We start from the raw sequence: 26,281 nt of genomic DNA on the forward strand, positions 1-26,281 counted from the left end.
CCACATGGCTCTTTATTGCCACACGACAGCGCGGTGTCTGATGGCCTACGCTCTTGGTAACCCCTTCTTACAAACCCCATTCCTGCACACCTTGAAACACTCCGCTATCATGCGCGGACTTTTGCGACTCGAGACTGCCATGCGCCGTTTGCTCTGCCTGTTGCTGTTGATCCTTGCCCTCCCCGCTACTGGCGCAGGCCTGCTGGACAGCCGCCCGAATGCCACGCTGGGTGGCGCGGCGCTGGATAACAGCAAAGACTTCCTGCCTGTCCGTCAGGCATTCCAGTTGAATCTGATCGACACCACTGCCGAGTCGATCAAGCTGCGTTTCGTCGCCACCGACGGCTATTACCTGTATCGCCATCGTTTTCAGTTCCGTACCGAACCCGCTGACATCGGCCTGGGCGCTGCGCAGTTGCCGGATGGCGAGAAGAAGCACGACGAATATTTCGGCGACGTTGAGGTTTACCACGGCATCCTCGACATCGACCTGCCACGCAAACCGGGCGATAACCGGCCGTTCACGCTGGTGGTGACCTATCAAGGCTGCGCCGACAAAGGCCTGTGTTACCCGCCTGAAACCGAGCGACTGAGTATCGGTGACCCCGCCGTCGCCGCTGACAGCACCGTAACGGCCCAGTCATCCACCACAGCCTGGAGCTGGAAAGAACTGGCCTTGTTCTTCCTCGCAGGTATCGGCCTGACCTTTACCCCGTGCGTATTGCCCATGCTGCCGATTCTGTCCGGCGTGGTATTGCGTGGTCAGGTGGGTGGGCTGCGCGGCTTGAGCCTGTCGCTGGCTTACGTGTTGCCGATGGCAATCAGTTTTGCGGTCCTTGGCGCATTGATGGGCATGTTCGGCGCGGGCCTTAATTTACAGGCGCGGCTGCAATCGGCCTGGGTGCTGGTGCCGTTTTCGCTGTTCTTCGTGATTTTTGCGGTGGCAATGTTCGGCGCTTTCGAACTGCGTCTGCCGCAAGCCCTCAGTAATCGACTGGATCGTATTGCAGGCAAGACCGAAGGCGGCTCGTTGTGGGGCGCGGCGGTGCTGGGTGTGGTTTCCAGCCTGCTGGTTTCGCCTTGTGTGTCTGCACCACTGGCCGGTGCGCTCCTTTATATAAGCGCCAGCGGCGACGCGCTGGGCGGTGCGTTGAAGCTGTTCGCGCTGGGCCTGGGCATGGGCGCTCCGCTGCTGCTGGTGGCAACAGGCGGCGCGACATGGCTACCGAAAAGCGGCCCATGGTTGGTGACGGTCAAGAACGCTATCGGCGTGCTGTTGCTGGGTCTGGCTATCGCCTTGCTCAGTCGCGTACTGCCAGGCCAGATCACCTTGTTGCTGACCGGCCTGCTGGCGGCTGGCGTAGCGGTGTTTTTGGGCACGCTGGAGTTTGGTCCGAAAAACACTCGCCAACGGCTGGCGCAACTATTGGGGCTTTTTTTACTGGTCTATGCGCTGACCTGCTGGTTCGGCGCGTGGAGCGGCCAGACCGATCCAACCCGCCCACTTGGCCGACCACAAGCTGCACTGAGCAACAATGGCACAGCGACCGCTAATACGTCCGACTGGCAGACAATCACCAGCGCAGCGGAACTGGACCGGGTGCTGAGCGAAGCAAAAAATTCAGGTCAGCCGTTGATGCTCGATTGGTACGCGGACTGGTGTATCAGTTGCAAGGTCATCGAGCATGAAGTCTTGCCGGATCCCGATGTGATCACCCAGCTCGAAGGCTATCGCCTGATTCGTTTTGACATGACTGACAGCAATGCCGAGCAACGCGCCTTGCTGGATCGATACAAGCTGTTTGGCCCGCCTGCCCTGCTGATCTTCGGCAAAAATGGTGAGGAGCGCAGCGATGTTCGCGTCGTCGGCGAAATCGACGCAAAAGGCCTTGTAGAGCGCCTGATTAGAGCAAATGACCAAATTTAATCGTTGAGTCACAAACTTTTCGCGAACTTCGGTAATCGTGCGAGCTATTGCAGTTAACTGGACAGTACATGGATGTTTGCGGCATAGTCGCCGGGCTTTGATGCTCGTAACCATAACAAGGATCATCCGATGGCGACTCTTCTGGTACTGCATGGCCCCAACCTGAACCTGCTTGGAACCCGCGAGCCGGGGATCTACGGCGCAGTCACTCTGCCCCAGATCAATCAGGACCTGGAAAAAAGGGCGCGTGAAGCCGGCCATCATCTGATGTATCTGCAAAGCAATGCCGAGTACGAATTGATTGATCGTATCCATGCCGCGCGTGATGAAGGTGTGGATTTCATTGTGATCAATCCAGCCGCTTTTACGCACACGAGTGTTGCAATACGTGACGCGTTGCTGGGAGTGAGCATCCCATTCATCGAAGTGCACCTCTCGAACGTGCACAAACGTGAAGCCTTCCGTCATCACTCCTACTTTTCAGATGTTGCGGTAGGTGTGATTTGCGGCCTTGGCGCCAGCGGATACCGAATGGCCCTTGAAGCCGCCCTGGAACAATTGGCCGTCAGTTCGAAGCCATGACCGCACAGCCACAGGCTGCGCTGCATGACCCGAACCACTAACAACTTTTACCCCTGACCGACCCTTGGGAGTTGATGATTAATGGATATCCGTAAAGTCAAGAAACTGATCGAACTGCTGGAAGAGTCTGGCATCGACGAACTGGAGATTCGTGAAGGCGAAGAATCCGTACGGATCAGCCGTCACAGCAAGACTCCAGCACAACCGTACTACGCGCCTGCTCCGGTAGCCGCGCCAGTTGCAGCGCCTGCTGCTCCGGTTGCTGCCGCTGCTGAAGCACCTTCGGCACCGAAACTGAACGGCACCGTTGTCAAATCGCCAATGGTAGGTACGTTCTACCGCACTCCAGCACCTGGCTCGCCAGCGTTCGTTGAAGTCGGCAAGACGGTCAAGAAAGGCGACACCATCTGCATCGTTGAAGCGATGAAAATGATGAACCACATCGAAGCTGAAGTCAGCGGTGTGATCGAGTCGATCCTGGTAGAAAACGGTCAGCCGGTTGAGTATGACCAGCCGCTGTTCACCATCGTTTGAACCGGGGAGAGCCTGCGATGTTGGAAAAAGTCCTGATCGCCAACCGCGGCGAAATCGCCTTGCGCATCTTGCGTGCCTGTAAAGAACTGGGCATCAAGACCGTCGCGGTCCATTCCACGGCAGACCGTGAGCTGATGCACCTGGGTCTGGCGGACGAAACTGTCTGCATCGGTCCGGCACCAGCCAACCTGTCGTACCTGAACATCCCGGCCATCATTTCCGCTGCGGAACTGACTGGCGCTACAGCGATTCACCCGGGCTACGGCTTCCTCGCGGAAAACGCCGACTTTGCCGAACAGGTAGAGAAATCCGGTTTCGCCTTCATCGGCCCGAAAGCTGAAACCATCCGCCTGATGGGCGACAAGGTTTCTGCCAAGGACGCCATGAAGCGCGCCAACGTACCGACTGTTCCGGGTTCCGACGGCCCGTTGCCGGAAGACGAAGAAACCGCGCTGCGTATCGGCCGCGAAGTGGGCTACCCGGTGATCATCAAAGCCGCTGGCGGCGGTGGTGGTCGCGGCATGCGCGTTGTACACAAGGAAGAAGACCTGATCGAAGCGGCCAAGCAGACCCGCGCTGAAGCGGCTGCCTGGTTCAGCAACCCGATGGTCTACCTGGAAAAATACCTGACCAACCCGCGTCACGTGGAAGTTCAGGTCATTTCCGACGGTCAGGGCCACGCGATCCACCTGGGTGACCGCGACTGCTCGCTGCAGCGTCGTCACCAGAAGGTTCTGGAAGAAGCGCCAGCACCGTTCATCGATGAACAAGCCCGTAAAGACGTGTTCGCAGCCTGCGTAAAAGCGTGCATCGACATCGGCTATCGTGGTGCCGGTACGTTCGAGTTCCTGTACGAGAACGGCCGTTTCTACTTCATCGAGATGAACACTCGCGTTCAGGTAGAGCACCCGGTTTCGGAAATGGTCACCGGTATCGACATCGTCAAGGAGATGCTGAGCATCGCCGCTGGCAACAAACTGTCGTTTACCCAGGATGACGTTGTCATTCACGGGCACTCGCTGGAATGCCGGATCAACGCTGAAGATCCGAAGACCTTCATCCCGAGCCCAGGCATGGTCAAGCACTTCCACGCGCCAGGCGGTAACGGCGTGCGGGTCGACTCGCACCTGTACAGCGGCTACAAGGTTCCTTCGAACTACGACTCGTTGATCGGCAAGCTGATCACCTGGGGCGCGACCCGCGACGAAGCCATGGCTCGTATGCGCAACGCTCTGGACGAAATCGTTGTCGACGGCATCAAGACCAACATCCCGCTGCACCGTGATCTGACCCGTGATGAAGGCTTCTGCGAAGGCGGCGTCAACATTCACTACCTGGAACACAAGCTGGCCAATCAATAAGCCTGCTTGCTCCGCACCGACAAAGCCGCTTTCAAAGCGGCTTTGTTGTTTGTGGCGCGGCGCAGTAAACTTGCGCGTTTCCCGCTGCACGCAATTGCAGAATCATTTTTCATTCGAAGGTAACCCGCCATGCCCTGGCTGCAAGTCCGTCTCGCCATCAGTCCAGAACAAGCCGAAACCTACGAAGACGCCCTTCTCGAAGTCGGCGCCGTATCGGTCACGTTCATGGACGCTGAAGATCAGCCGATCTTCGAGCCGGAACTCAACACCACGCCGCTGTGGTCGCACACGCATCTGCTGGCATTGTTTGAAGCCGACACTGACGCCGAGCACGTCCTTGCGCACCTGCGCCTGCTGACCGATGCCGAGCTGCCGGAGCACATGAGCGAAGTGATCGAGGATCAGGACTGGGAGCGCAGCTGGATGGATAACTTCCAGCCGATGCGTTTCGGTCAACGCCTGTGGATCGTACCGAGCTGGCACGCTGCGCCGGAACCTGAAGCCGTCAACCTGCTGCTGGATCCGGGCCTGGCGTTCGGCACCGGCACACACCCGACCACCGCCCTGTGCCTGGAATGGCTCGACGGTCAGGACCTGAACGGCTGCGACCTGCTGGACTTCGGTTGCGGCTCGGGGATTCTGGCCATCGCTGCCCTGCTGCTGGGGGCCAAACAGGCGGTCGGCACCGATATTGACGTGCAGGCACTGGAAGCGTCGCGAGACAACGCCGGTCGCAACAACATTGCGCCGGAGCGCTTCGAGCTGTATCTGCCTGAAGACATGCCACCCCAACAGGCCGATGTTCTGGTCGCCAATATTCTTGCTGGCCCGCTGGTAGCCCTGGCTCCACAGTTGGCCACACTGATTAAAACCGGTGGTCGCCTGGCGCTTTCCGGCATTCTTGCCGAACAGGGCGAAGAAGTTGCTGCTGCCTATGCCGACACCTTCGAGCTGGATCCGATCGCCAACCGTGACGGTTGGGTTCGCATCACTGGCCGTCGCCGTTAATAGCCGCTTAACCGGATAGCCGCATGACCGACAGTTTTGTCACTCAGTGCCCGCACTGCCAGACCAGTTTCCGAGTCAGCCACGCACAACTGAGCGTGGCACGCGGCGTGGTGCGCTGCGGTGCCTGCCTGCAGGTTTTCAATGCTGCAAAGCAACTGTTGGAGCAGCGCAGCAATCAGCAGCCAGCTCCGCAACAGGCAGAATTGCCGGTAACGCCCGCTCCCTCTACTCCGGTAGTCGTTGAAACACTGCCGATTGTGCAAAGCGAGGTGGTTGCAACCCAGCCACCAGCAACCGAGCCCGTTCAGGCCTCGCAGTCATGGCGCGGCAACGCCATGGATCTGGACAACCTGGATCTGGACGAAGAACTCGCTCGCCTGGAACAGCGTGAAATCCAGTTACCCGAGACGTTCGGCCGGGAGTCGTCCCGTAACGATGACACGGCATTGTCTGCGCGTCGCGATGGCACACAGACCGACTCTGATGACTGGGTCGACAGCCTGCACAATGACGACGTCAGTCAGCTACCCGAATTGCACGCAGAAGTGATTCCGGAACCCGAAATCCTGCCGGAGGCGGAAGCCAATTCCCGTGATGGCAGGACCGAACCTTCGTTTTCGCCAGGTGACAGCCATCTGGATGACGACGAGCCCACGCTCTCCGCTCCGGCTCCGCGCAAGACGTCTAGCCATGAAAAGCCGCAACGCTTTTCGGCGCTGGATCACGACAGTGATGAAGAGCCGGACGAGCCGCTACCGGAACCTCGTTCACGCCGCGAACGCACAGAGCCTGGCGTGCGGGATCAGGCACTGCTGGACCTGACCGACGATCCGTTGCAACTGGACTGGCAGCCCCCCAAATCCCGCTGGGGCCGCAAGCTGATCTGGACGCTGCTCACCTTGATCGCCTTGGTCGGACTGGCCGGGCAATACGTGTGGTATCACTTCGACGAACTGGCACGCCAGGATCAGTACCGGCCGTGGTTTCAGATGATCTGCCCGCAGATCGACTGCAAGGTCCCGTCCAAGGTCGATATCAAACAGCTCAAGAGCAGCAATCTGGTCGTGCGCAGCCATCCCGAATTCAAAGGCGCGCTGGTCGTGGATGCAATCATCTACAACCGCGCGTCATTTTCTCAGCCATTTCCACTGCTGGAACTGCGTTTTGCCGATACCAGTGGTCAATTGATTGCCAGTCGTCGCTTCAAGCCTGCGGAATACCTGAGTGGCGAAATCGCCGGCAAGGAAGAAATGCCACCGCAGACGCCGATTCACATTGCGCTGGACATCCTCGATCCGGGCGCCAAAGCCGTGAACTACAGTCTGAGTTTTCGCTCTCCCGAGTAACCGACCGGCGACAACGAACGACGAAATGACCCGCCGCTGATCGGACGCAATTCAGCCCCGGAAGTGCCAGCAGCACGTAACGACAGCGCAGTACACGAAAAAACCGTGATCTGCCCGGCAACAACTGTTCAGATTTTATCCAATTCAGCCTTTATCCAGTCATCGAGAGCGGGTATCATGCCAACCCTTTTTCTTACTCTGGATTCGGTCTGAAAGGCGCGCAAGCACTTGTCAGGCCGGGCTCGAACGGACCGTGTAGATAACACATTACACACGGTTTGCCATGATTCGGCCCCACAACAGGCACACCTATGTCGGCGGTACGCATCGGTCCGTATACATTGCAGAACGGCTTGATTCTCGCTCCTATGGCGGGCGTCACTGACCAGCCTTTCCGCCAGCTTTGTCGCCAGCTTGGCGCAGGCCTGGTGGTGTCGGAAATGGTTACCAGTGACATGAGCCTGTGGAACAGTCGCAAATCGCGTCTGCGCATGATCCATGAAGGTGATCCCGAGCCGCGCTCGGTACAGATCGCTGGTGGTGATCCGCAGATGCTTGCCGATGCCGCGCGCGCCAATGTCGAACTGGGCGCGCAGATCATCGACATCAACATGGGGTGCCCGGCCAAGAAAGTCTGTAACAAGGCAGCTGGCTCAGCGCTATTGAAAGACGAACAACTGGTGAGCGAGATCCTGCAGGCCGTTGTCGCCGCAGTCGATGTGCCGGTCACCCTGAAGATTCGTACCGGTTGGGACCGGGACAACAAGAACGGTCTGACGGTGGCGAAAATCGCCGAACAGGCAGGCATTCAGGCCTTGGCCGTTCATGGACGGACCCGCGCCGATCTGTACACCGGTGAAGCCGAATACGACACGATTGCCGCGATCAAGCAGGCCATTTCGATTCCGGTGTTCGCCAATGGCGACATTGATTCACCCCAGAAAGCCCGGCATGTGCTGCAAGCCACCGGTGCCGACGGGCTGTTGATTGGACGGGCTGCTCAAGGGCGCCCGTGGATTTTTCGCGAAATAGAACACTACCTGCGCACTGGCGAAATATTGCCAGCGCTGCAGTTGGAGGAAGTGGAACGCATTCTGCTAGAGCATCTGGCAGCGCTTCACGTTTTCTACGGCGATGTGCTGGGCGTGCGAATAGCGCGCAAGCATGTTGGCTGGTATCTCGCAACCTTGCCGGGCGCCAGGGAGTTTCGCGCCCACTTCAATCGTTTGCAAGATACGGAAGCACAGTGCGCCAACGTTCGCGAGTTCTTCAGCGAACGCTACAAAAGCCCGGAAACAGGGCAAGAAGAAGAGGTGGCCGCATGACGATGATGACTGAGACTTTAGTGAGTGGAACGACACCCGTGAGCGACAACGTCAATTTGAAACAGCACCTCAACACGCCGAGCGAAGAGGGCCAGACCCTGCGCGGCAACGTTGAGAAGGCGCTGCACAATTATTTCGCCCACCTTGAAGGTGCTTCCGTCACTGACGTCTACAACCTGGTGTTGTCAGAAGTCGAGGCGCCACTGCTCGAATGTGTGATGAACTACGTCAAGGGTAACCAGACGAAAGCGTCCGAGCTGCTGGGCCTGAATCGCGGCACCTTGCGCAAGAAACTCAAGCAGTACGACCTGCTTTAAGCATTCCATACAAAAAAGGCGACCCTTATCGAGGTCGCCTTTTTTGCTGAATCCATTTGCTTTTGCCTTGATGGAAATTGAAATGACCGACCAGACTACCCGCCTGCCGATTCGCCGCGCCTTGATCAGTGTTTCCGACAAGACCGGCATCCTTGAATTTGCCCGTGAACTGGAAGCCCTTGGCGTTGAGATCCTGTCCACCGGCGGCACCTTCAAGCTGTTGCAGGACAATGGCGTCGCAGCGGTAGAAGTCGCTGATTACACCGGCTTCGCAGAAATGATGGACGGCCGGGTCAAGACTCTGCATCCAAAAATTCACGGCGGCATCCTGGGCCGTCGCGGCATCGACGATGCCATCATGAGCGAACACGGGATCAACCCGATCGATCTGGTTGCGGTGAACCTCTACCCGTTCCAGGCCACGGTTGCCAAACCGGGTTGCGACCTGCCGACTGCCATCGAGAACATCGACATCGGCGGCCCGACCATGGTCCGTTCTGCAGCAAAAAACCATAAAGACGTCGCTATCGTGGTCAACGCCAGCGATTACGGTCAGGTATTGGAAAGCCTCAAGGCTGGCGGTCTGACCTACGCACAGCGTTTCGACCTGATGCTCAAGGCTTTCGAGCACACTGCTGCTTACGACGGCATGATCGCCAACTATCTGGGCAGCATCGACCAGAGCGCCGAAACCCTGAGCACCGAAGGCCGCAGCGAATTCCCGCGCACCTTCAACAGCCAGTTCGTCAAGGCTCAGGAAATGCGCTACGGCGAGAACCCGCACCAGAGCGCGGCGTTCTACGTTGAAGCCAACCCGGCTGAAATCGGTATCGCCACGGCAACCCAGCTGCAGGGCAAAGAGCTGTCGTTCAACAATGTGGCCGACACTGACGCTGCGCTGGAATGCGTGAAAAGCTTCGTCAAACCAGCCTGCGTTATCGTCAAACACGCCAACCCGTGTGGCGTTGCTGTCGCACTGGACAACGAAGGCGGCATCCGTCAGGCCTACGAACTGGCTTACGCGACCGATACCGAATCCGCATTTGGCGGCATCATCGCTTTCAACCGTGAGCTGGACGCCGAAACGGCCAAGGCCATCGTCGAGCGTCAGTTCGTTGAAGTGATCATCGCCCCGAGCGTCAGCGCCGAAGCACAGGCCATTGTTGCCAGCAAAGCCAACGTGCGTCTACTGAGCACCGGCCAATGGGCGGCTGAACGTGGTGCTGCCTGGGACTACAAGCGCGTCAATGGCGGCTTGCTGGTTCAGAGCCGTGATATCGGCATGATCACCGCTGATGACCTGAAAGTAGTCACCAAACGCGCACCAAGCGAGAAAGAAATCCACGACCTGATCTTCGCCTGGAAAGTGGCCAAGTACGTCAAGTCCAACGCCATCGTCTACGCCAAGAACCGCCAGACCATCGGTGTCGGCGCGGGCCAGATGAGCCGCGTAAACTCGGCACGTATCGCGGCAATCAAAGCTGAACACGCCGGTTTGCAGGTCGCGGGTGCGGTCATGGCTTCCGACGCATTCTTCCCGTTCCGTGACGGCATCGACAACGCAGCCAAGGTGGGTATCACTGCAGTGATCCAGCCAGGCGGCTCGATGCGTGACAACGAAGTGATTGCGGCGGCTGATGAAGCCGGTATCGCCATGGTGTTCACCGGGATGCGGCATTTCAGACACTAAAGTGTCAGCGGCAAGTTTCTAGCTGCAAGCGGCAAGCAAAAGCAGATTTTCGATGCTCTTACCCGCCCTTGCAGCCTTACTAATTCAAAGCCATGAGCCATGTTAAAAGCCGCACAATCTGCTTTTACTTGCCGCTTTTAGCTTGCAGCTTCTCCGAAGGAGTCTTTCTTTGAACGTATTGATCATTGGCAGCGGTGGCCGCGAACACGCTCTGGCGTGGAAAGTCGCTCAGGACCCACGCGTCGTGAAGGTTTTCGTTGCACCGGGCAATGCCGGGACCGCTATCGAAGCGAAGTGCGAGAACGTCGCTATCGACGTGCTGGCCCTTGAGCAACTGGCGGACTTCGCTGAAAAGAACGTCTCCCTGACCATCGTCGGCCCGGAAGTGCCACTGGTTGCCGGCGTTGTCGATCTGTTCCGCAGCCGCAATCTGGACTGCTTCGGCCCTACTGCTGGCGCTGCCCAGCTGGAAGGCTCGAAAGCGTTCACCAAGGATTTCCTGGCGCGTCACAAGATCCCGACCGCCGATTATCAGAACTTCACTGAAATCGAGCCAGCGCTGGCCTACCTGCGCGAAAAAGGTGCTCCGATTGTCATCAAGGCCGATGGCCTGGCGGCAGGCAAGGGCGTAATCGTCGCCATGACCCTGGCCGAAGCCGAAGATGCCGTGCGCGACATGCTGGCCGGTAACGCCTTCGGTGAAGCCGGTTCGCGGGTTGTCATCGAAGAGTTCCTTGATGGCGAAGAAGCCAGCTTCATCGTGATGGTCGACGGCAAGAACGTTCTGCCGATGGCCACCAGCCAGGACCACAAACGCGTCGGCGACGGTGACAGTGGCCCGAACACGGGCGGCATGGGTGCTTACTCCCCTGCCCCGGTCGTCACTGCCGACGTTCACCAGCGCGTGATGGATCTGGTTATCTGGCCGACCGTGCGCGGCATGGCTGACGAAGGTAATGTCTACACCGGCTTCCTCTACGCCGGGCTGATGATCGACAAGGCGGGTAACCCGAAGGTTATCGAGTTCAACTGCCGCTTCGGTGACCCGGAAACCCAACCGGTAATGCTGCGTCTGCAATCCAGTCTGGTCTTGCTGGTGGAAGCGGCTCTGGCTCAGGCGCTGGATAAAGTGGAAGCTCAGTGGGATCCACGCCCGAGCCTGGGCATCGTCCTCGCCGCTGGCGGCTACCCTGGCGATTACGCCAAGGGCGCTGCCATCAAAGGCCTGAATGACGCCGCACAACTGCCAGGTAAAGTGTTCCACGCAGGCACCGCGCTGCAAAATGATCAGGTAGTGACCAGCGGTGGCCGCGTGCTTTGTGCGACTGCATTAGGCGAAACAGTGGGCGATGCTCAAAAACACGCCTATGCTCTGGCCGCAAAGGTTGATTGGGAAGGTTGCTTCTATCGCAGTGACATCGGCTATCGCGCCATTGCCCGCGAGCGTGGTGAAGACCTGTAACCAGGCCTCCGCCGGGCTTTGGCAGGCCGGGACGAGCGCAACAGCGTTCTCCCGTCCTGTCAGGCCCGACAGGCTATTTCAGGACTGCACGCAAAGATCAAAGATAGAGTTTAGAGTTATCGGGCATTCATCTTACGAAGGGATTTCACCGTGCGCTGGCTCAGGATTGCCAAAGGTTTAACTGTAGGGCTGTTGACCCTGCTCTTCGTGCTGTCGGCGCAAGCCCAGCCAAGTGCGGGCTGGTCAACATTGCTCGACACGCAGGCAAACCTGCAATTGAGCGACGTCCGTTCGGCCCGCTATCAGAACCAGCTCAGCCCGACTGACCTCGATCAGGTCACCGCCGCGGATCGAAATAGCGCGCTGTGGCTGCACTATCAGTTGCAACCCAGCGATCACGAACAGCTTCTACGCATCTTCGCGCCCGATCTTGCCAGCCTGGACCTCTATGTCCTTGAGGGCGACCAACTGCTCAACCATTCGCGAACCGGCAATAACATCGCGCCCCAGAACGATGCCTTGCGGTCCAGCGACTTTATGCTGCCAATCCCGCAAAGTAACGCCCCTGTGGATATCTATCTGCGGCTGGTCTCAACTCAGCAACTTCGGCCCAATATCAGCCTGCAACCGGCAATCTACAGCGCCGCCGACGAGCGCGAGCCGTTTCTGTTCGGCCTTTTGTTCGGTTCGCTGGGCATGCTGATCCTGCAGAACCTGACGCGTTACGCGCACACCCGCTCACGCAGCAACCTGTGGCTCGCGAGCTGTGAAGGATTGTTGGCGCTCAGCGCGGCCCTGCTGCTCAACCTGCTGACCCCATGGCTCAAGACCTGGCACATCGCACAGACACCGGCGGCGCATCTGACGCTATTGTTCGCAGCGCTGGCAGGCTTGATGTACGCCCACTCCTTCTTCGTCCATCGCAATGTCGTCGCACTCAATCGCCTTTTGATGGGCAGTCTGGTGGTCATCGCCCTCGGCTGCCTGTTGATACTGTTCGTCGACACGCTGCCACTCAACGTTGTCACGTTCGGGCTGGTGACACTCGCTACCGTGAGCATTCTGTTCGTCTCTGCTTACCACTGGCAAAAAGGCTACTGGCCAGCTCGCCTGTTCGTGCTGTCGATGGTGACCTTCAACATCGGATGTCTGGTCATTCTGCCTGCGCTGCTGTGGCTGACCTGGATTTCCCCGCAATGGCTGATCCTCACACTGCTGGCGGTGTTCTGCTTCAGCGGTCTGTTGATGAGCGTGGCCATCAGCGAGCGTCACCGCAGCTTCACCGAAGACAACTTCAGCATCAGCCGTGACAAGGCCGCCAGTACCGCAGAAATCAACGCAAAAGCAGAGTTTCTGGCCAAGATCAGCCATGAAATCCGTACACCTATGAACGGCGTACTGGGCATGACTGAACTGCTGCTGGGCACTCCGCTGTCGGTCAAGCAGCGCGACTACGTGCAGACGATTCACAGCGCAGGCAACGAACTGCTCAGCCTGATCAACGAAATTCTCGATATCACCAAACTCGAATCGGGCCAGATCGAACTGGATGATGTGCAATTCGACCTCAGCGCACTGATCGAAGACTGCCTGAATATCTTCCGCGCCAAGGCCGAGCAACAAGAGGTGGAGCTGATCAGCCTGATTCAGCCGCAAGTGCCTCGCGTCATCAGTGGTGATCCGACACGCTTGCGCCAGACGGTGTTGAGCCTGCTGGAAAACGCCCTTAAGAAAACCGACGAAGGCGAAATTCTGGTGGTGGTCGCGCTCGACTCACGAGCAGGCAAACCTCGGCTGCGCATTGCCGTTCAAGACAGCGGTGAAGCGCTCTCCAGCGATGAGCGCGAAGCGCTGCTTCACGCAGAATTGCACAGCAAGAACTTCCTGGCGTCGAGCAAGCTGGGCGGGCATCTGGGCCTGGTCATTGCTCGCCAGTTGATCGTCTTGATGGGCGGCGAATTTGGTATCCAGTCCGGCGGCTCTCACGGCAGCACGCTGTGGCTGAGCCTGCCCCTGGATGCTGATCGTCTGGAACAACCGCCACTGGATCTCGACAGCCCGCTCAGGGGCGCCCGCGTCCTGGTGGTCGATGACAACGAAACCTGCCGCAAAGTACTGGTCCAGCAATGCAGCTCCTGGGGCCTGAACGTCAGCGCCGTGCCGTCCGGCAAAGAAGCGCTGGCGCTGCTGCGGACCAAGGCACATTTGCGTGATTACTTTGATGTGGTGCTGCTGGACCAGAACATGCCTGGCATGACTGGCATGCAACTGGCAGCCAAGATCAAGGAAGATCCGAGCCTGAACCACGACATTCTGCTGATCATGCTGACCGGCATCAGTAACGCGCCGAGCAAGGTCATCGCCCGCAACGCGGGGATCAAACGGATCCTGGCCAAACCCGTTGCGGGCTACACACTCAAAACCACGCTGGCGGACGAGCTCACCCAATTGAACAAGGGTGCAACACCGCATCAGGTGACACCTATCCACAACATACCGGTCAAGGTGCCAAGTGACTTCCGTATTCTGGTCGCGGAAGACAACAACATTTCCACCAAAGTGATTCGCGGCATGCTGGGCAAACTCAACCTGAATCCAGACACCGCCAGCAACGGCGAAGAGGCATTACGCGCGATGAAAGCCCAGCGCTATGACCTGGTGCTGATGGACTGTGAGATGCCGATTCTGGATGGCTTCTCTGCCACCGAACAGCTCCGCGCCTGGGAAGTTGGCAATCAACGGGTAAGAACGCCCGTGGTCGCGCTGACCGCGCACATTCTCACCGAACACAAGGATCGCGCCCGTCAGGCAGGCATGGACGGGCACATGGCCAAACCCGTGGAGTTGTCCCAACTGCGCGAGCTGGTAGAACACTGGGTCGCGCAACGTGAGAAGGTTCGTACGCTGACCTCGGCCGGTGACCTGTACCAACAAAACTGATCTGTTGTCATCGACGTCTATTACGCCCTGATAGACTCGCCCCGTCTTTATCTGCTGCCGAGCCCAAGTCATGCTGCATGTGTTGTTCAGCGTTTATCTGAAGATGCTGGTGCTTTACAGCCCGTTCTTCGTCCTGTCCTGCTTCATCAGCCTGACACGTGGGCACTCGCGCAAAGAGCAACGGCGTCTGGCGTGGAAGGTGGCGCTGGCAACCCTGATCTCCAGTGTGCTTCTGTACCTGTTCGGCCGGATGATATTCAGTGTGTTCGGCATTACCGTCGATGCATTCCGGATTGGCGCGGGCAGCGTACTGTTCATTTCGGCACTGGGCATGGCGCAAGGCAAGTCAGCGGTACAAACCGACAATGTTCAGCAGGACGTCACCATCGTCCCGCTGACCATCCCGCTCACTGTCGGCCCGGGCACCATTGGTGCACTGCTGGTAATGGGGGTCAGCCAGCCTCACTGGGACGACAAACTGACCGCCATTGTCAGCATTGCCTTGGCCAGCCTCACGGTTGGCGTGGTGCTTTACCTGGCCAATAACATCGAACGCATTCTGGGCGAACAGGGCTTACAGATTGTCAGTCGGTTGATGGGGCTGTTTGTCTGTGCGCTGGCTGCGCAGATCATATTTACGGGTGTGCGGGGCTATCTGGTGCAGTGAGTGCTGCTCGTGCTGGTCGAACAACACTTCACCACCGGTATAAATCGACATCCTGCAGAGTCCGCTCCTGGCTAAAGCCGGTCCTGCGTTTGAGGAGCCGGCATACCGCTTTTTTCAAAGACTGATGCGTTCAATAAACTCAGCGCCTCCTTCACGTAGATCCTGCTCGATACGCTCCCGATTAGCGTTGTAATTGGTGCTTTCGAACGCGTAGCAGCCGCCCCGAAGCGTTAACGTCATTTCATAGGTGAAAGGCCAAGGCCCAACGGGTATGGGTTTTAGCTTCGTGCGAGTGATCATCTGCAAGCCACAGATTGCAATTTCGATATGACCTGTGTGACTTTTCATGCACGGAATTATCTGGAAGCTGTCAGAGCGGCCCGAGCTAAAGTTCAACCACGAGCTGAAAAAACTCTGCGCCTGGGGGCTTTCAAACATGGTATTCAGCGCATCCTCTGCAGCCTTGCCAAGGCTGGGGGAATTTATCCGCCCCACGATTTTCTTACTTTCACGCTGAAACCTTTTTTTATTACTCACCTTCACCGGGGCGCCGCCCAATACAGCCGTCTGTATGAACCCGGTAACCGGGAGCATTCGCTGGAAGGTATCGATCCAGCGATCCCACTGTTTAACCCGGTCAGCCGCCTGGTTTGCGCGTAGTTCGCAGAACATCAGGCAATCCAGAGTGCGGGAGCGTTCCTCGGCAGAAATACCAGGCAAGAATGAAACAAGGTTGGAACCGAGTATCAGCGAGGCAGACCTATCAGTCTTCATGGCTCGCCCCACTCAACTTGAAAATCAGCTCTTGGCGAAGGTGACCCAGCTTTTTCAAGAGTCCTTCACGGAAGCGTGCGTAGTGGTGGTCGTCCAGCTCAGTGCTGATCAGGGTCAGTTCCACGTTGCCCGTGATATGCCCCTGTTCGAACAGTTGGGCAAACGGCAGCCCAGTGACCTGACTTGTGGCTTTGAACGAAATGAAGACCAGCGTCATCAGCGGCTCCGAATCGACAAAAGCCAGTTGAAACGACACGGTAGATGACGCCTCACTCGAGGGCGACGATGGATTTAATTGAGACTCATCAGATTGCTCGACCTGCAAACTATCAGTCGAGTATTGCCGGAAGAATCCAAAGCCATCAGCACTACCGTCCTGGAGGTGCATCAGGGTTTGTTCCGCTTGCTGGATGAGTGCTTGCGAGACCCGTCTATTCAGACCCTGCTTGACCAGCCCCCACACCGATCCCTGCTCCTGAACAGGGATATTCAGCACATCACGGCGGGACGTCCTGCTGCCGAATGTAGCCAAGGCGTTCATGTACGCCTGACGCCATGGAGCGCCCTCGTTGAATTTGTTGTGCCTGCTCGACGCACCGAGTTGAAAGGCGAGATGACTCGCCAGCGTGTCATCTTCGAAGGAGGGTGAAACGTACTCGGAAAAAAAGAACAAACCACCTGCGTTCACGTAACTGTGTTGCATTCCCTTGCTCATGGTTTTAGCTCACTGCGTGCACGATAGAAGGAAGAGTCGCGGCGAACCGCGACTCGGCATCAATCAAAACAATTCATTGATGGCTTCATTGGAATATTCGGTCAGTTTGGCCTCGACCGTACGACGCACCCGCTCATACTGCACCTGGTTGAGCGTCAGGTGGTTCTGGGCCCGTTTGATACGCACCGTAGAATTACTCCACTCCCAGAACAGGACATTGGTGATGTTCAGGCTCGAACTGAAATCCAGGGCGCCCATTGCCATGACCACTTCGCCGTCGGCGGACTCAGCCGATGATGCGATCGTAAATGTGCCACCCGAATAGGTCTTGCTGTGTTGATCGAACAAAGAGCGCTTCGCTTCATCGTTCTGAAGCGCAGCAACTGCATCTTTTGCGACATTCAACAGGAGCAACGAAGTAGGGCCCGGCAAGGCTGCGGCGGCAATGGCAGACTTGAGAACCTCCAGTGCGGCCTGCTCCATGGTGAAGCGGCGATCACGGACCTGATAATCACTCATCCCCGAGGATTGGGAGAACCAACCGCACGTAGTCAATACGCGGAGGAAATGACCATAACGCTCAACGCCATCCTGAGGAAAGCGATTGGTGGCAGCAATGGAGGCTAATTGAATACTGTCTTTGATAATCCCCTTATTATATTCCGACATGCCAGCCGTGATGGCGACAATGGTATTACCCATCGACCAGGCTTCTGGATTTTTTTCATCAATATTGAAGCCTCCCAACCGTGGCGTGATATGCGATACATGATCGCAATCCGGCAGATCGCAGGTCGCGAGAAAGTCATTATCATCCTGGATACGGGTTTGAAACTGCATATCATTTAACATATAAATCCCTTATTTAGTAATTCGTGTCCCTCATGGACACTTTCAAGCTAGCTCACTCTTGCGACGACGTCTATCTGAGCAAACAGCAAGTTTCACAACGATGTAGATTCGACACCCGAGCAGTAAAGCCAAACCGCCAGCACCTCAAAACCCCACTAAATCGGGCGCCCATTAAACAACTGAAGAATAGTATGAGTACGCCTTAATCATATTCAGACAGCTCACGTCTCTATGCCCTACCGTCGTTGAGGAAAAATGTCCGAACAACAGCTGACAACTTCCCGGTCTCGAGTCAGCCATTTCTTACAATGCGCAAGGCTAAAGCGTGGGGAGTGGCAACGGCTCAAAGGCTGAGCTGTTCGAGATTGAACCGCCCCACCTCAAGTAGTCTGGCCTGGATACGCTGCCGGTGAGGGGCGAAAGCTTCACTATTGAAGTTGTACACGCCACCTGCCAGGCGCACGACCATCTCGCGATTGACCTGCAGCCCCCCGCCACGGCTATCGGAGGACACGGTGGCGCTTGCGTGCAATCCACAGATGAGGATAGAGACATCGTCCTCCCCGGCGCTTACGCAAGGTACTACCTGAAAGGTACTGAAGTAACCTGAGGCGATTCCAGAATCAAAGAAGTGCCGTGCTTGCTCATTAAATTGCGTAGCCCGGAATGAACGTCGGACCAGGTCCATCAGCCCGCTGACACGTATCGAACCGGCTACTTCAACGCTGATATTATCCAATTCATGAGCACTATTTATAACCATTGGTTGTTTGACAATCAAACTCTTCAATTGACAACCAGCGCTGACCACATGGCTCCGATAGTAGTTAATCCAGCTCGTCCACTGACTCTGTGGACGCCATACCTGAGTGGCTCGGCAATCGGCAAACATCAGCATATCGATTATATCGTTGCGCTGCGCACTCGAGACGCCAGAGAAAGAGAAAAGATTATGACCTGTGCGCACAGCGTTATTATTTATGCTTTCCATTTTAAAACTCCATGTAGAACTAAGGAGTTTTAAACTTAGTGAAGAATACTGACGCCGTCCATGGCCCCACATAATTTACAGAGTATTCTTACTTATACCACCGCGGTGTATATACCCACTGACTCCCATCCGGACGTGCAAAAGTGCAGGTCGTTGATGAACCAATCAGTACCATCGTGCGCATGTCCACCTGCTCCGGCGTCAGTTCACCCAAGGTGATGATGCGCAGAGTCTGACCCGGTCGGCCTATATCACGCCCTAACGTCACAGGCGTTTCAGGCGTGCGGTGCTGGCGGACGATCTCCAGCGCACGTCCCAACTGCCAGGGACGGGAGCGGGAAATCGGGTTGTAGAAAGCCAGCGCCAGATCAGCCTGAGAAGCCAGGTCCAGACGCTTTTCGATGATGTCCCAAGGCTTGAGGTTGTCCGAGAGCGACATCACACAGAAATCATGACCCAACGGCGCACCCGCCTGGGCAGCGGTTGCCAAAGACGCGGAGACACCGGGCAGGATTTCCAGCTCGACGTTATGCCAATCGGCGTTGGTTGATTCGTGCAGGGCTTCCAGGACCGCCGAGGCCATGGCGAACACGCCGGGGTCGCCAGAGGACACCACCACCACTGACCGGCCAGAGGCGGCCAGTTCGAAAGCGTGCCGGGCGCGCTGCATTTCTTCGCGGTTATCGGTGCAGTGCATGACCTGATCGGCACGAAATGGCCCGGCCATACGCACGTAGGTTTCGTAGCCCAGGATGTCATTGGCCCGAGCAAGTTCGGCCTTGACGGCGGGCACCATCAGCTCTGCGGCACCCGGCCCAAGGCCGATAACCGCGAGCCTGCCACGCCCTTTGCCGATCTGTTGAACATCCAGCGGCTGGGGCGCGACGGTAATTGCTATCCCATCGTTAACACTGATCGGCGGCAGCAACTGCGGCAAGGCTTGCGCAGCCATATCAACCGCTGACGCGCCTGGAACAAAGCGCAGTGGAACGTCCAGTTCCCGTGCGGCTTGATGCAGCAACGGATGAGCCATCTGCGAATCAGCCGCCAACAGGCATGCCAGCGATTGAATAGCGATGCCTGCATCGTGCAGCGCAGCCCGGATGCCAACCGCCAGCCCGGCGCTGATTACGGTGACCGCCACTGCCACGCTGCGCGGGTAGATCAGCAGTTCGTTGGCAGACGGCTCACGCTCGGCGCAGCTCACATGGATCGCCAGTTGAGCGTGTTCGTCTTCCGGCAGTTGCGCCTTGGCCAGCCAGGGCGCGGTACCTTCGATGCGTACGCGTTCACCGGAGAGCAAATCCGAGACAAAACGCTTGCCCAGCTCCAGATCGCCCAGCGTGTAGCCGCTTGGAGGGTTGAGCAGACATGTGCCAAAACGCAGTTCGCCACTGGTGGTGATAGCAGGAGTGGTACCCAAACCCTCAGCGATCTGCCGGGCCATGACATTGACTCCACCAAGACCGCCCAGCAGCGGCACGACCGCACTGCCGTCTTCAGCAATGGCGAGCACCGCAGGCTCGGCGCCCTTTTCCAGCAACAGCGGCGCGAGGGTACGGATGACGATGCCCGCCGCGCACAGGGCAATGATTGGCGTGTTCTGTTGATAGAGCTGACGCAGGGTTGCGCCAAACTCGCTGTAGGTCCGGTCTGCGCCTTGTACTCGATCGATCAGGCCGTAAACCAGCGAATCCGGATACAGCTGTTGAATGCGTCGAGCAGTCGCCAGGCTGCCATTGCCCAGAATCACAATGGCTGGAATGTTCTGCGCCATCAGCCCTGCCACCTTTCGCCCGGAACAATGATCAGCGAGAAGTACGGCGAGGACATTGGCACCACTTCATCCAGCGGGACGATTTTCTGATTGGCCATGGTGGCCCGCTCAACGTACAGCGCCCGCTCCGCAAGGCCTAGTTCTTCCAGCACCTGGCGGACTTTCGGGAAGTTACGGCCCAGTTTCATGATCACCGCTGCGTCGGCATCGGCCAATTTGCGCTTGAGCTCTTCATGGGGCAGCACGCCTGACAGGACCGACAGGCTCTGGTTGCGATACACCAGCGGCGCGCCCAACACCGAAGCACCACCCAGCATCGAACAGACCCCAGGTATGACCTGAGCCTCGTATTTATCGGCAAGGCGGTCATGCAGATACATGTAGGAACCGTAGAAAAACGGATCGCCTTCGCAGATCACCGCCACGTCACGACCGGCGTCCAGATGGGCCGCCACATCAAAACTGGCTTCATCGTAAAAATCGCTGATGACTTTTTCGTAGGACATCGGCGCAGGCAGCGCTTCGGTGGTCACCGGGTACACCAGCGGCATCAAGGTCTGGGCGTCCTGCAAATGGCCCTCGATGATGCCGAACGCATTGCCCTTCTTGCCCTTGGCAACGAAGTACGCAACCACTGGGGACTCACGCAGCAAGCGCAGGGCTTTGACGGTAATCAGCTCCGGGTCGCCAGGGCCAACACCCAGACCAATCAATCGACCGCGTGCCTGCATCATTCGATCTCCGTGGCCAGTGCGTTGACGGCAGCCACGGCCATGGCACTGCCGCCACGACGTCCCTGCATGATCACGAACGGTACGCCACGGCTGTCAGCGGCGAGCATGGCCTTGGATTCGGCCGCGCCGACGAAGCCCACCGGAAAGCCAAGGATAAGAGCCGGTTTCGGCGCACCGGCATCGAGCATTTCCAGCAGATAGAACAGCGCGGTCGGCGCATTGCCGATCACCACAACGCTGCCTTCAAGGTGTTCACGCCAGTGCTCCAGAGCCACCGCAGAACGGGTGTTGCCCAGCTCCAGAGCCAACTCGCGCACGCCTTCATCATGCAAGGTGCAGATAATCTGATTGTTGGCAGGCAGACGGGTACGCGTAATGCCCTCGGACACCATGCGCGCATCACACAGGATCGGCGCGCCAGCGGCCAGCGCATCGCGTCCGGCCTTGCCGGCACCTTCCGAGAAACGCAGGTCTTCAATGACCTCGACCATGCCGCAGGCATGAATCACGCGCACGGCGAGTTTTTCCAGGTCGGCAGGGATCGTATCCAGGCGCGCTTCCGCACGAATGATCGCGAAGGAGTTGCGATAAATCTCCTGACCATCGCGGATGTAATCAATCATGGGTACTGCTCCGTGAGTCGGCGATCAACAATGCGCCGACTGCTTCAATAGTGAGGTCACGCGCTTGCAGGGCACCAAAACCGGGCTGCGCTGCATCGCGAAAATAAAGGTCATAGTGGCCGGGGGAGACCGCCAGCAAGGTCACCGAGGCCAGATGCGCCGCTGCGCACGAACGCTTGCAGGCCGACAGGTGTACCGCCCGGCTGACTCCGCTGCGTTGCAATTGCCCGGCCAGCAGCCTTGCATCGGCCTTGGTGTCGGCCAGTCCCTTGGCGCAATCGGTTGAACCGGTGCAGGCGATGATCTGTGCCAACGGCTGATCGGCGGAGCACAACAGCCCGGCGTCCTGCAACGCCGACAGCACCTGTGCACCCTGCCCGCTCGGGATATTCGGCAACAGCACGCTTTGCCACGGGGTCAGGCGCAAGCTGCCGTCGCCGAACCCGGTCGCCAGTTGCGCAACGGTGTTCAGCATCGCCGGATCCATGCGCCCTAATGGCACAGCACCGCCTACTGCCACAAGGCCGGTTTGCCGCTGTGGATAAATCCCCAGATGCTGGTTAGGGCTGATTGCAGGACGACGCCAAGTGGTCACTTTTTGATCAGCTCGCAGCTCGACACTCAAACGCGGCTGTAACTGTTCAAGCAATTGCTGCGCCGAGACAGCCTCCAACAGGTGTCGCATGCGCACCTGCTCCGGACGGGCCAGATCCAGAAACAGCTCCAGAACCGCCAACACCAGTTCCAGCCCGTTAACCACCGGAACCGCTGCCAATGGCGAGTCTTGAGCAGGGCAACCCGCCAGACCGAAGCCCAGCATGATAACGCCGTCCACGTTGAGCGCCGACAGCCACAGGTCATGGGGATGTTCGAGCATCACCATGGCTTCGCCGCCGTCCAGGGACAGCGCGAACTTGGGCGACAGGTCATGAAAGCGCGGATTGCTTTCCAGCGCAGCCAGAATCTGCGCGGCCAAAGGTCGCACGTCCAGCAAACCGTGCGGGTCAAGACCTGCCACAGGGCTGAGCATCAGGTTGCGCACATCATCGCTGCCAGGGTTGGTCGGGCCAAGCCCGGCTACCAGCAGCGTGTCGATCAGTTCTGCCTGTTGATCACCAATGCCGCGAATCTGCAGGTTGGCCCGGTTGGTGGCTTCGATTGCGCCATGGGCGTAGGTCTGCGCCGCCAGTGCGACGGCGTGAGCCTGGGCCGCGCTGATGGAGCCGCCTGCCAGTTTGATCCGGCAGATACCGCCATCCAGCGCCGGGACGATACGCAGCAACCCCGGGCAAGCCGAGGGGCGTAAGGACTTTAAAGGCGTGCGAGCGGACTTCGGCTCGGTCAATGGATCACCATCAATTGGTTTGAATAGGCACTTGTGCCTATCAGGCGCGGTATTATGCCTGCTTTGTCCGCAGGCATGAAAAGCCGCTCTGTCGGAAGATCGGATTGAGGTACGCAAATGTCGCCCTGGCTGACGGTCGTGGGAATTGGTGAAGATGGCTACAAAGGCCTGGGCAAGAACGCCCGGCACGCTCTACTGCGCGCCGATCAGGTGTTCGGCGGGCCGCGCCAGCTGGATTTGCTGCCGCCTTGCATCAAAGCCGAGCGCCGCGCCTGGCCCAGCCCTTTCTCTCTGAATCCAGTGCTTGAACAACGCGGCGCTGAAGTGTGCGTGCTGGCCAGCGGCGATCCGATGCTGTTTGGAGTAGGCGCCAGCCTGACGCGTGTCGTTGCCGTCGAGGAAATGCTGATCCTGCCTGCGCCCTCCTCCTATTCCCTGGCGGCGGCCCGTTTGGGCTGGCCGTTGCAGGACGTGGTCACGCTGTCCGTGGTGGCCCGACCACTGGCCGCGCTGAATGCCCGATTCCATCACGGCGTGCGCCTGCTGGTGCTGAGCAACGACGGCACTAGCCCGGCAGCGATTGCCGGTTTGTTGCGTGAACGTGGTTTCGGCCCGAGCCACATGACCGTGCTGGAGCATCTGGGCGGTCCGGCCGAACGCCGGGTGGACGGTCTGGCCAGTGAATGGGCCAATCCCGAAATCGCCGCACTGAACGTAGTGGCGATCGACTGCCGTGCCGACGCCAGCGCCTTGCGCTTGTCGCCGCTGGCCGGTTTGCCCGACGAAGCCTTCGAGCATGACGGCCAACTGACCAAACGGGATGTCCGCGCGATCACGCTGGCGCGTCTGGCCCCGGTGCCCGGCGAGTTGCTGTGGGACGTCGGGGCGGGCTGTGGCTCCATCGGTATCGAATGGATGCGCGCCCATCCCACCTGCCGAACGCTGGCCATTGAAGCCGATGAAGGCCGCCAGCAACTGATCGAATTCAACCGCGATGCGCTGGGGGTGCCAGGCCTGCAACTGGTGCGCGGCAATGCGCCTCAGGCACTGGCCGGACTTGAGCGTCCCGACGCGATTTTTATCGGCGGCGGCGTGACCCGTCCCGGCGTGCTGGATACTTGCTGGCAGCAACTGCGCCCTGGCGGGCGTCTGGTCGCCAATGCCGTGACATTGCAAAGCGAAGCAACGTTGATGGCCTGGCGCGATCTACATGGCGGTGAACTGACCCGCATCCACATCGCCCACGCCAGACCGCTGGGCGAATTCGATACGTGGCGTCAGGCACTGCCTATCACTCTGCTGGATGTGGTCAAACCCTGATGCGCAATGAAACCGCTGAACAACCCGCCCCCCTGCGTAGCGGCCTGACCACCGGCAGTTGCGCCACCGCAACCAGTCTGGCGGCGGCGCGACTGTTGTTGGGCGGGGAAGTCAACGATGCGGTGGAAATCGTTTTGCCCAAGGGCAAGCACGTGCAGATGCGGCTGGAGTTCTGCCGATTGGTGGCGGACGGTGCGGAGGCCGGTACGATCAAGGATGCCGGTGACGACCCGGACGTCACCCATGGCGCACTGGTTTTTTCCAGGGTGCGGCTGCTGGATGTTGCGACAGTAATTTTTATCGCGGGCCAGGGCGTTGGCACTGTCACGCGACCGGGTCTGGTACTCAAGGTGGGTGAGCCCGCGATCAATCCGGTGCCACGGATGATGATCATTGAACACCTGCAAGCGCTGGCAAATGAGCTGGGTTACACCGGTGGCTTTGAAATCACGGTGAACGTCGAGGGCGGCGAAGCTCTGGCGTTGAAGACCATGAATCCGCGCCTCGGAATTGTCGGCGGGCTGTCGATTCTGGGCACCAGCGGGATTGTCAGGCCGTTCTCGTGCGCGGCCTACATCGCCTCGATCCACCAGGGCATCGACGTCGCCAAAACCAACGGTTATCAACACATCGCGGCCTGTACGGGCAATGCAAGCGAAGACACCATGCGTCGCTTCTATCAGATGCCGGACATCGCCCTGATCGAGATGGGCGACTTCGTGGGTGCCGTGCTCAAGCACCTGCGCAAAGTGCCTGTGGCCAAACTGAGTATTTGCGGCGGCTTCGGCAAAATCAGCAAGCTGGCGGCCCGGCACATGGACCTGCACAGCCGTCATTCCAGCATCGACCTGCCGCAACTGGCGCGCTGGGCTGCGGATGGCGGAGCCGATGAAGCACTGCAGCAGGCCATTCTCGAAGCCAATACCAGCCAGCAGGCTCTGGCGATGTGCGCGGCAGCAGGCGTGCCGCTGGGCAACATCGTTTGCCAGCACGCGCTGGACTTCGCCCGCAGCGTGGTGCCATCGCAGGTTGAAGTGGAAGTCTTCGCGATTGATCGCCAGGGCGGCATCGTCGGAACAGCGGGAGTCAGCGCTTGAAACGCGTGTTATTGCTTGGTGGTGTGACTGACGCTCTGGCCATCGCCCGCACCCTCGGCCCGCAGCATATCTACAGCCTCGCAGGCGTAGGCCGGGTGCCGACTGATCTTGTCTGCGAAGTGCGCGTCGGCGGTTACGGTGGCGCTGAAGGGCTGGCGCAATTCATGACCGAACAAGGCATCGATTTACTGGTCGACGCGACCCATCCTTATGCAGCACAAATCAGCCAAAACGCGGCCCGCGCCGCCGGGCTCGCCAACGTACCATGCTGGGCCCTGCGTCGACCCGCCTGGCAGGCCGGTCCGGACGACGATTGGCGCGAAGTGGCGGACTGGGCCGAACTGGTCAAGGCTCTGCAACCCTTTCAGCGCCCATTGTTCACTTTGGGTCGCGAGCCTTTGCAGCATCTGGACGAGATCCCCGCCCATCAGTTCTGGACCTTACGCGCCCTGGAAAACACCCTGCGCGACGTGCCGCAGCACGAGCGCTGCGAGGTCATCGGCGCACGCGGGCCGTTTCTGCTGGAGGACGAACGCGCCCTCTTTCAGCAACGTGCCATTGATGTGCTGATCAGCAAGAACAGCGGCGGCGATGCAACCGAGGCCAAGCTGGAAGTGGCGCGGGAACTGAAGTTGCCGGTATTGATACTCAAGCGCCCGGAGTTGCCGGAGGTGGATCGGGAGTTTGGGTCTGCGGGAGCATTGTTTGAGGCGCTGGATCAATATCAGCTCTGATGCCGATTCCGTGGGACCGAATTTATTCGGGAAGGTGGTAATCCAGACGATGCACAGGCTGCGGATGTACCGGCCCATGGGAGTTGCGTTCGTAGGTCAGCATAGAATGCATCTATCAAAAAAATTCAATCATCTGATTTGGAATACTTTTTCTGTAGGA

Annotated in this window: 23 protein-coding genes; 15 read left to right on the forward strand and 8 right to left on the reverse strand. The window is 58.5% G+C overall.

What is annotated here, in order from left to right; all coding sequences use genetic code 11:
• Positions 1-139: 139 nt before the first annotated feature.
• The 12 genes from H8S59_RS16385 (at position 140) to H8S59_RS16440 (ending at position 15,159) form a co-directional block, all read left to right on the forward strand.
• Positions 140-1,927: a protein-disulfide reductase DsbD gene (locus H8S59_RS16385; RefSeq protein ID WP_281391312.1), complete on the forward strand. Its 1,788-nt coding sequence runs from the start codon at positions 140-142 to the stop codon at positions 1,925-1,927.
• A 129-nt stretch (positions 1,928-2,056) separates the two neighbouring features.
• Positions 2,057-2,509, forward strand: a complete 453-nt coding sequence (gene aroQ / locus H8S59_RS16390) for a type II 3-dehydroquinate dehydratase (protein ID WP_095101818.1) — start codon at positions 2,057-2,059, stop codon at positions 2,507-2,509.
• A gap of 81 nt (positions 2,510-2,590) precedes the next feature.
• On the forward strand, positions 2,591-3,043 hold the full coding sequence (gene accB / locus H8S59_RS16395; RefSeq protein ID WP_027901367.1) for an acetyl-CoA carboxylase biotin carboxyl carrier protein: 453 nt from the start codon (positions 2,591-2,593) through the stop codon (positions 3,041-3,043).
• Positions 3,044-3,060: 17 nt separating this feature from the next.
• On the forward strand, positions 3,061-4,404 hold the full coding sequence (gene accC / locus H8S59_RS16400; RefSeq protein WP_027901366.1) for an acetyl-CoA carboxylase biotin carboxylase subunit: 1,344 nt from the start codon (positions 3,061-3,063) through the stop codon (positions 4,402-4,404).
• Between the two features lie 129 nt (positions 4,405-4,533).
• Positions 4,534-5,412, forward strand: coding sequence for a 50S ribosomal protein L11 methyltransferase (prmA, locus tag H8S59_RS16405; RefSeq protein ID WP_187522112.1), 879 nt, complete (start codon positions 4,534-4,536; stop codon positions 5,410-5,412).
• A gap of 23 nt (positions 5,413-5,435) precedes the next feature.
• On the forward strand, positions 5,436-6,758 hold the full coding sequence (locus H8S59_RS16410; RefSeq protein WP_187522113.1) for a DUF3426 domain-containing protein: 1,323 nt from the start codon (positions 5,436-5,438) through the stop codon (positions 6,756-6,758).
• 311 nt (positions 6,759-7,069) lie between these two features.
• A complete protein-coding gene (gene dusB / locus H8S59_RS16415; RefSeq protein WP_187522114.1) occupies positions 7,070-8,083 on the forward strand; it encodes a tRNA dihydrouridine synthase DusB in 1,014 nt (337 codons plus the stop codon).
• Positions 8,080-8,400, forward strand: a complete 321-nt coding sequence (gene fis, locus H8S59_RS16420; protein WP_027901362.1) for a DNA-binding transcriptional regulator Fis — start codon at positions 8,080-8,082, stop codon at positions 8,398-8,400. The genes dusB and fis overlap by 4 nt, the downstream gene beginning before the upstream one ends.
• Positions 8,401-8,482: 82 nt before the next feature.
• Positions 8,483-10,090, forward strand: coding sequence for a bifunctional phosphoribosylaminoimidazolecarboxamide formyltransferase/IMP cyclohydrolase (gene purH / locus H8S59_RS16425; RefSeq protein WP_087270015.1), 1,608 nt, complete (start codon positions 8,483-8,485; stop codon positions 10,088-10,090).
• Positions 10,091-10,259: 169 nt separating this feature from the next.
• Positions 10,260-11,552, forward strand: coding sequence for a phosphoribosylamine--glycine ligase (gene purD, locus H8S59_RS16430; RefSeq protein ID WP_095101832.1), 1,293 nt, complete (start codon positions 10,260-10,262; stop codon positions 11,550-11,552).
• A gap of 150 nt (positions 11,553-11,702) precedes the next feature.
• A complete protein-coding gene (locus tag H8S59_RS16435; RefSeq protein WP_095101834.1) occupies positions 11,703-14,492 on the forward strand; it encodes a hybrid sensor histidine kinase/response regulator in 2,790 nt (929 codons plus the stop codon).
• A 70-nt stretch (positions 14,493-14,562) separates the two neighbouring features.
• Positions 14,563-15,159 carry a MarC family protein gene (locus tag H8S59_RS16440; protein WP_095101836.1) on the forward strand — a complete coding sequence of 199 codons (597 nt, stop codon included), beginning with the start codon at positions 14,563-14,565 and terminating at the stop codon, positions 15,157-15,159.
• A gap of 114 nt (positions 15,160-15,273) precedes the next feature.
• Here H8S59_RS16440 and H8S59_RS16445 read toward each other — a convergent pair whose 3' ends face one another.
• The 8 genes from H8S59_RS16445 to cobG form a co-directional block, all read right to left on the reverse strand.
• A complete protein-coding gene (locus H8S59_RS16445; RefSeq protein WP_187522115.1) occupies positions 15,274-15,933 on the reverse strand; it encodes a hypothetical protein in 660 nt (219 codons plus the stop codon).
• A complete protein-coding gene (locus H8S59_RS16450) occupies positions 15,923-16,648 on the reverse strand; it encodes a hypothetical protein (RefSeq protein WP_187522116.1) in 726 nt (241 codons plus the stop codon). The genes H8S59_RS16445 and H8S59_RS16450 overlap by 11 nt, the downstream gene beginning before the upstream one ends.
• Before the next feature lie 63 nt (positions 16,649-16,711).
• Positions 16,712-17,500 (reverse strand): hypothetical protein, encoded by a 789-nt coding sequence (locus H8S59_RS16455; RefSeq protein WP_187522117.1) that lies wholly within the window; start codon positions 17,498-17,500, stop codon positions 16,712-16,714.
• 343 nt (positions 17,501-17,843) lie between these two features.
• Positions 17,844-18,491, reverse strand: a complete 648-nt coding sequence (locus H8S59_RS16460; protein ID WP_187522118.1) for a hypothetical protein — start codon at positions 18,489-18,491, stop codon at positions 17,844-17,846.
• 88 nt (positions 18,492-18,579) lie between these two features.
• Complete coding sequence (gene cobJ / locus H8S59_RS16465; protein ID WP_187522119.1) at positions 18,580-20,268, reverse strand: precorrin-3B C(17)-methyltransferase; 1,689 nt, start codon at positions 20,266-20,268, stop codon at positions 18,580-18,582.
• Positions 20,268-21,002 (reverse strand): precorrin-2 C(20)-methyltransferase, encoded by a 735-nt coding sequence (locus H8S59_RS16470; RefSeq protein ID WP_373562190.1) that lies wholly within the window; start codon positions 21,000-21,002, stop codon positions 20,268-20,270. Before H8S59_RS16470 ends, cobJ begins: the two co-directional genes overlap by 1 nt.
• Positions 20,999-21,625, reverse strand: coding sequence for a precorrin-8X methylmutase (locus H8S59_RS16475; RefSeq protein WP_187522120.1), 627 nt, complete (start codon positions 21,623-21,625; stop codon positions 20,999-21,001). Before H8S59_RS16475 ends, H8S59_RS16470 begins: the two co-directional genes overlap by 4 nt.
• Complete coding sequence (gene cobG / locus H8S59_RS16480) at positions 21,618-22,970, reverse strand: precorrin-3B synthase (RefSeq protein WP_187522121.1); 1,353 nt, start codon at positions 22,968-22,970, stop codon at positions 21,618-21,620. The genes H8S59_RS16475 and cobG overlap by 8 nt, the downstream gene beginning before the upstream one ends.
• Before the next feature lie 117 nt (positions 22,971-23,087).
• On the opposite strand from cobG, the gene cbiE reads away from it, so the two are divergent.
• Genes cbiE through H8S59_RS16495 form a run of 3 tightly spaced genes read left to right on the forward strand, consistent with a single transcriptional unit; the run spans position 23,088 to position 26,121 of the window.
• Positions 23,088-24,290 (forward strand): precorrin-6y C5,15-methyltransferase (decarboxylating) subunit CbiE, encoded by a 1,203-nt coding sequence (gene cbiE, locus H8S59_RS16485; protein ID WP_187522122.1) that lies wholly within the window; start codon positions 23,088-23,090, stop codon positions 24,288-24,290.
• Positions 24,290-25,387: a cobalt-precorrin-5B (C(1))-methyltransferase gene (locus H8S59_RS16490; protein ID WP_187522123.1), complete on the forward strand. Its 1,098-nt coding sequence runs from the start codon at positions 24,290-24,292 to the stop codon at positions 25,385-25,387. Before cbiE ends, H8S59_RS16490 begins: the two co-directional genes overlap by 1 nt.
• Complete coding sequence (locus tag H8S59_RS16495; protein WP_187522124.1) at positions 25,384-26,121, forward strand: cobalt-precorrin-6A reductase; 738 nt, start codon at positions 25,384-25,386, stop codon at positions 26,119-26,121. Before H8S59_RS16490 ends, H8S59_RS16495 begins: the two co-directional genes overlap by 4 nt.
• Positions 26,122-26,281 lie beyond the last annotated feature (160 nt).

The sequence above is a fragment of the Pseudomonas folii genome (assembly GCF_014357575.1).
In the GTDB taxonomy this organism is placed as follows: Bacteria; Pseudomonadota; Gammaproteobacteria; order Pseudomonadales; family Pseudomonadaceae; genus Aquipseudomonas; species Aquipseudomonas folii.

Excerpts from the sequence above, each read along its gene's own strand:
- H8S59_RS16385 (WP_281391312.1), top strand. The coding sequence starts at position 140 with ATGCGCCGTTTGCTCTGCCTGTTGCTGTTGATCCTTGCCCTCCCCGCT.
- aroQ (WP_095101818.1), top strand. The coding sequence starts at position 2,057 with ATGGCGACTCTTCTGGTACTGCATGGCCCCAACCTGAACCTGCTTGGA.
- H8S59_RS16475 (WP_187522120.1), bottom strand. The coding sequence starts at position 21,625 with ATGATTGATTACATCCGCGATGGTCAGGAGATTTATCGCAACTCCTTC.
- H8S59_RS16490 (WP_187522123.1), top strand. The coding sequence starts at position 24,290 with ATGCGCAATGAAACCGCTGAACAACCCGCCCCCCTGCGTAGCGGCCTG.
- accC (WP_027901366.1), top strand. The coding sequence starts at position 3,061 with ATGTTGGAAAAAGTCCTGATCGCCAACCGCGGCGAAATCGCCTTGCGC.
- H8S59_RS16450 (WP_187522116.1), bottom strand. The coding sequence starts at position 16,648 with ATGAGCAAGGGAATGCAACACAGTTACGTGAACGCAGGTGGTTTGTTC.
- H8S59_RS16445 (WP_187522115.1), bottom strand. The coding sequence starts at position 15,933 with ATGAAGACTGATAGGTCTGCCTCGCTGATACTCGGTTCCAACCTTGTT.
- H8S59_RS16460 (WP_187522118.1), bottom strand. The coding sequence starts at position 18,491 with ATGGAAAGCATAAATAATAACGCTGTGCGCACAGGTCATAATCTTTTC.
- accB (WP_027901367.1), top strand. The coding sequence starts at position 2,591 with ATGGATATCCGTAAAGTCAAGAAACTGATCGAACTGCTGGAAGAGTCT.
- H8S59_RS16470 (WP_373562190.1), bottom strand. The coding sequence starts at position 21,002 with ATGATGCAGGCACGCGGTCGATTGATTGGTCTGGGTGTTGGCCCTGGC.
- purH (WP_087270015.1), top strand. The coding sequence starts at position 8,483 with ATGACCGACCAGACTACCCGCCTGCCGATTCGCCGCGCCTTGATCAGT.
- fis (WP_027901362.1), top strand. The coding sequence starts at position 8,080 with ATGACGATGATGACTGAGACTTTAGTGAGTGGAACGACACCCGTGAGC.
- H8S59_RS16410 (WP_187522113.1), top strand. The coding sequence starts at position 5,436 with ATGACCGACAGTTTTGTCACTCAGTGCCCGCACTGCCAGACCAGTTTC.
- cobJ (WP_187522119.1), bottom strand. The coding sequence starts at position 20,268 with ATGGCGCAGAACATTCCAGCCATTGTGATTCTGGGCAATGGCAGCCTG.
- dusB (WP_187522114.1), top strand. The coding sequence starts at position 7,070 with ATGTCGGCGGTACGCATCGGTCCGTATACATTGCAGAACGGCTTGATT.
- H8S59_RS16455 (WP_187522117.1), bottom strand. The coding sequence starts at position 17,500 with ATGTTAAATGATATGCAGTTTCAAACCCGTATCCAGGATGATAATGAC.
- cbiE (WP_187522122.1), top strand. The coding sequence starts at position 23,088 with ATGTCGCCCTGGCTGACGGTCGTGGGAATTGGTGAAGATGGCTACAAA.
- prmA (WP_187522112.1), top strand. The coding sequence starts at position 4,534 with ATGCCCTGGCTGCAAGTCCGTCTCGCCATCAGTCCAGAACAAGCCGAA.
- H8S59_RS16440 (WP_095101836.1), top strand. The coding sequence starts at position 14,563 with ATGCTGCATGTGTTGTTCAGCGTTTATCTGAAGATGCTGGTGCTTTAC.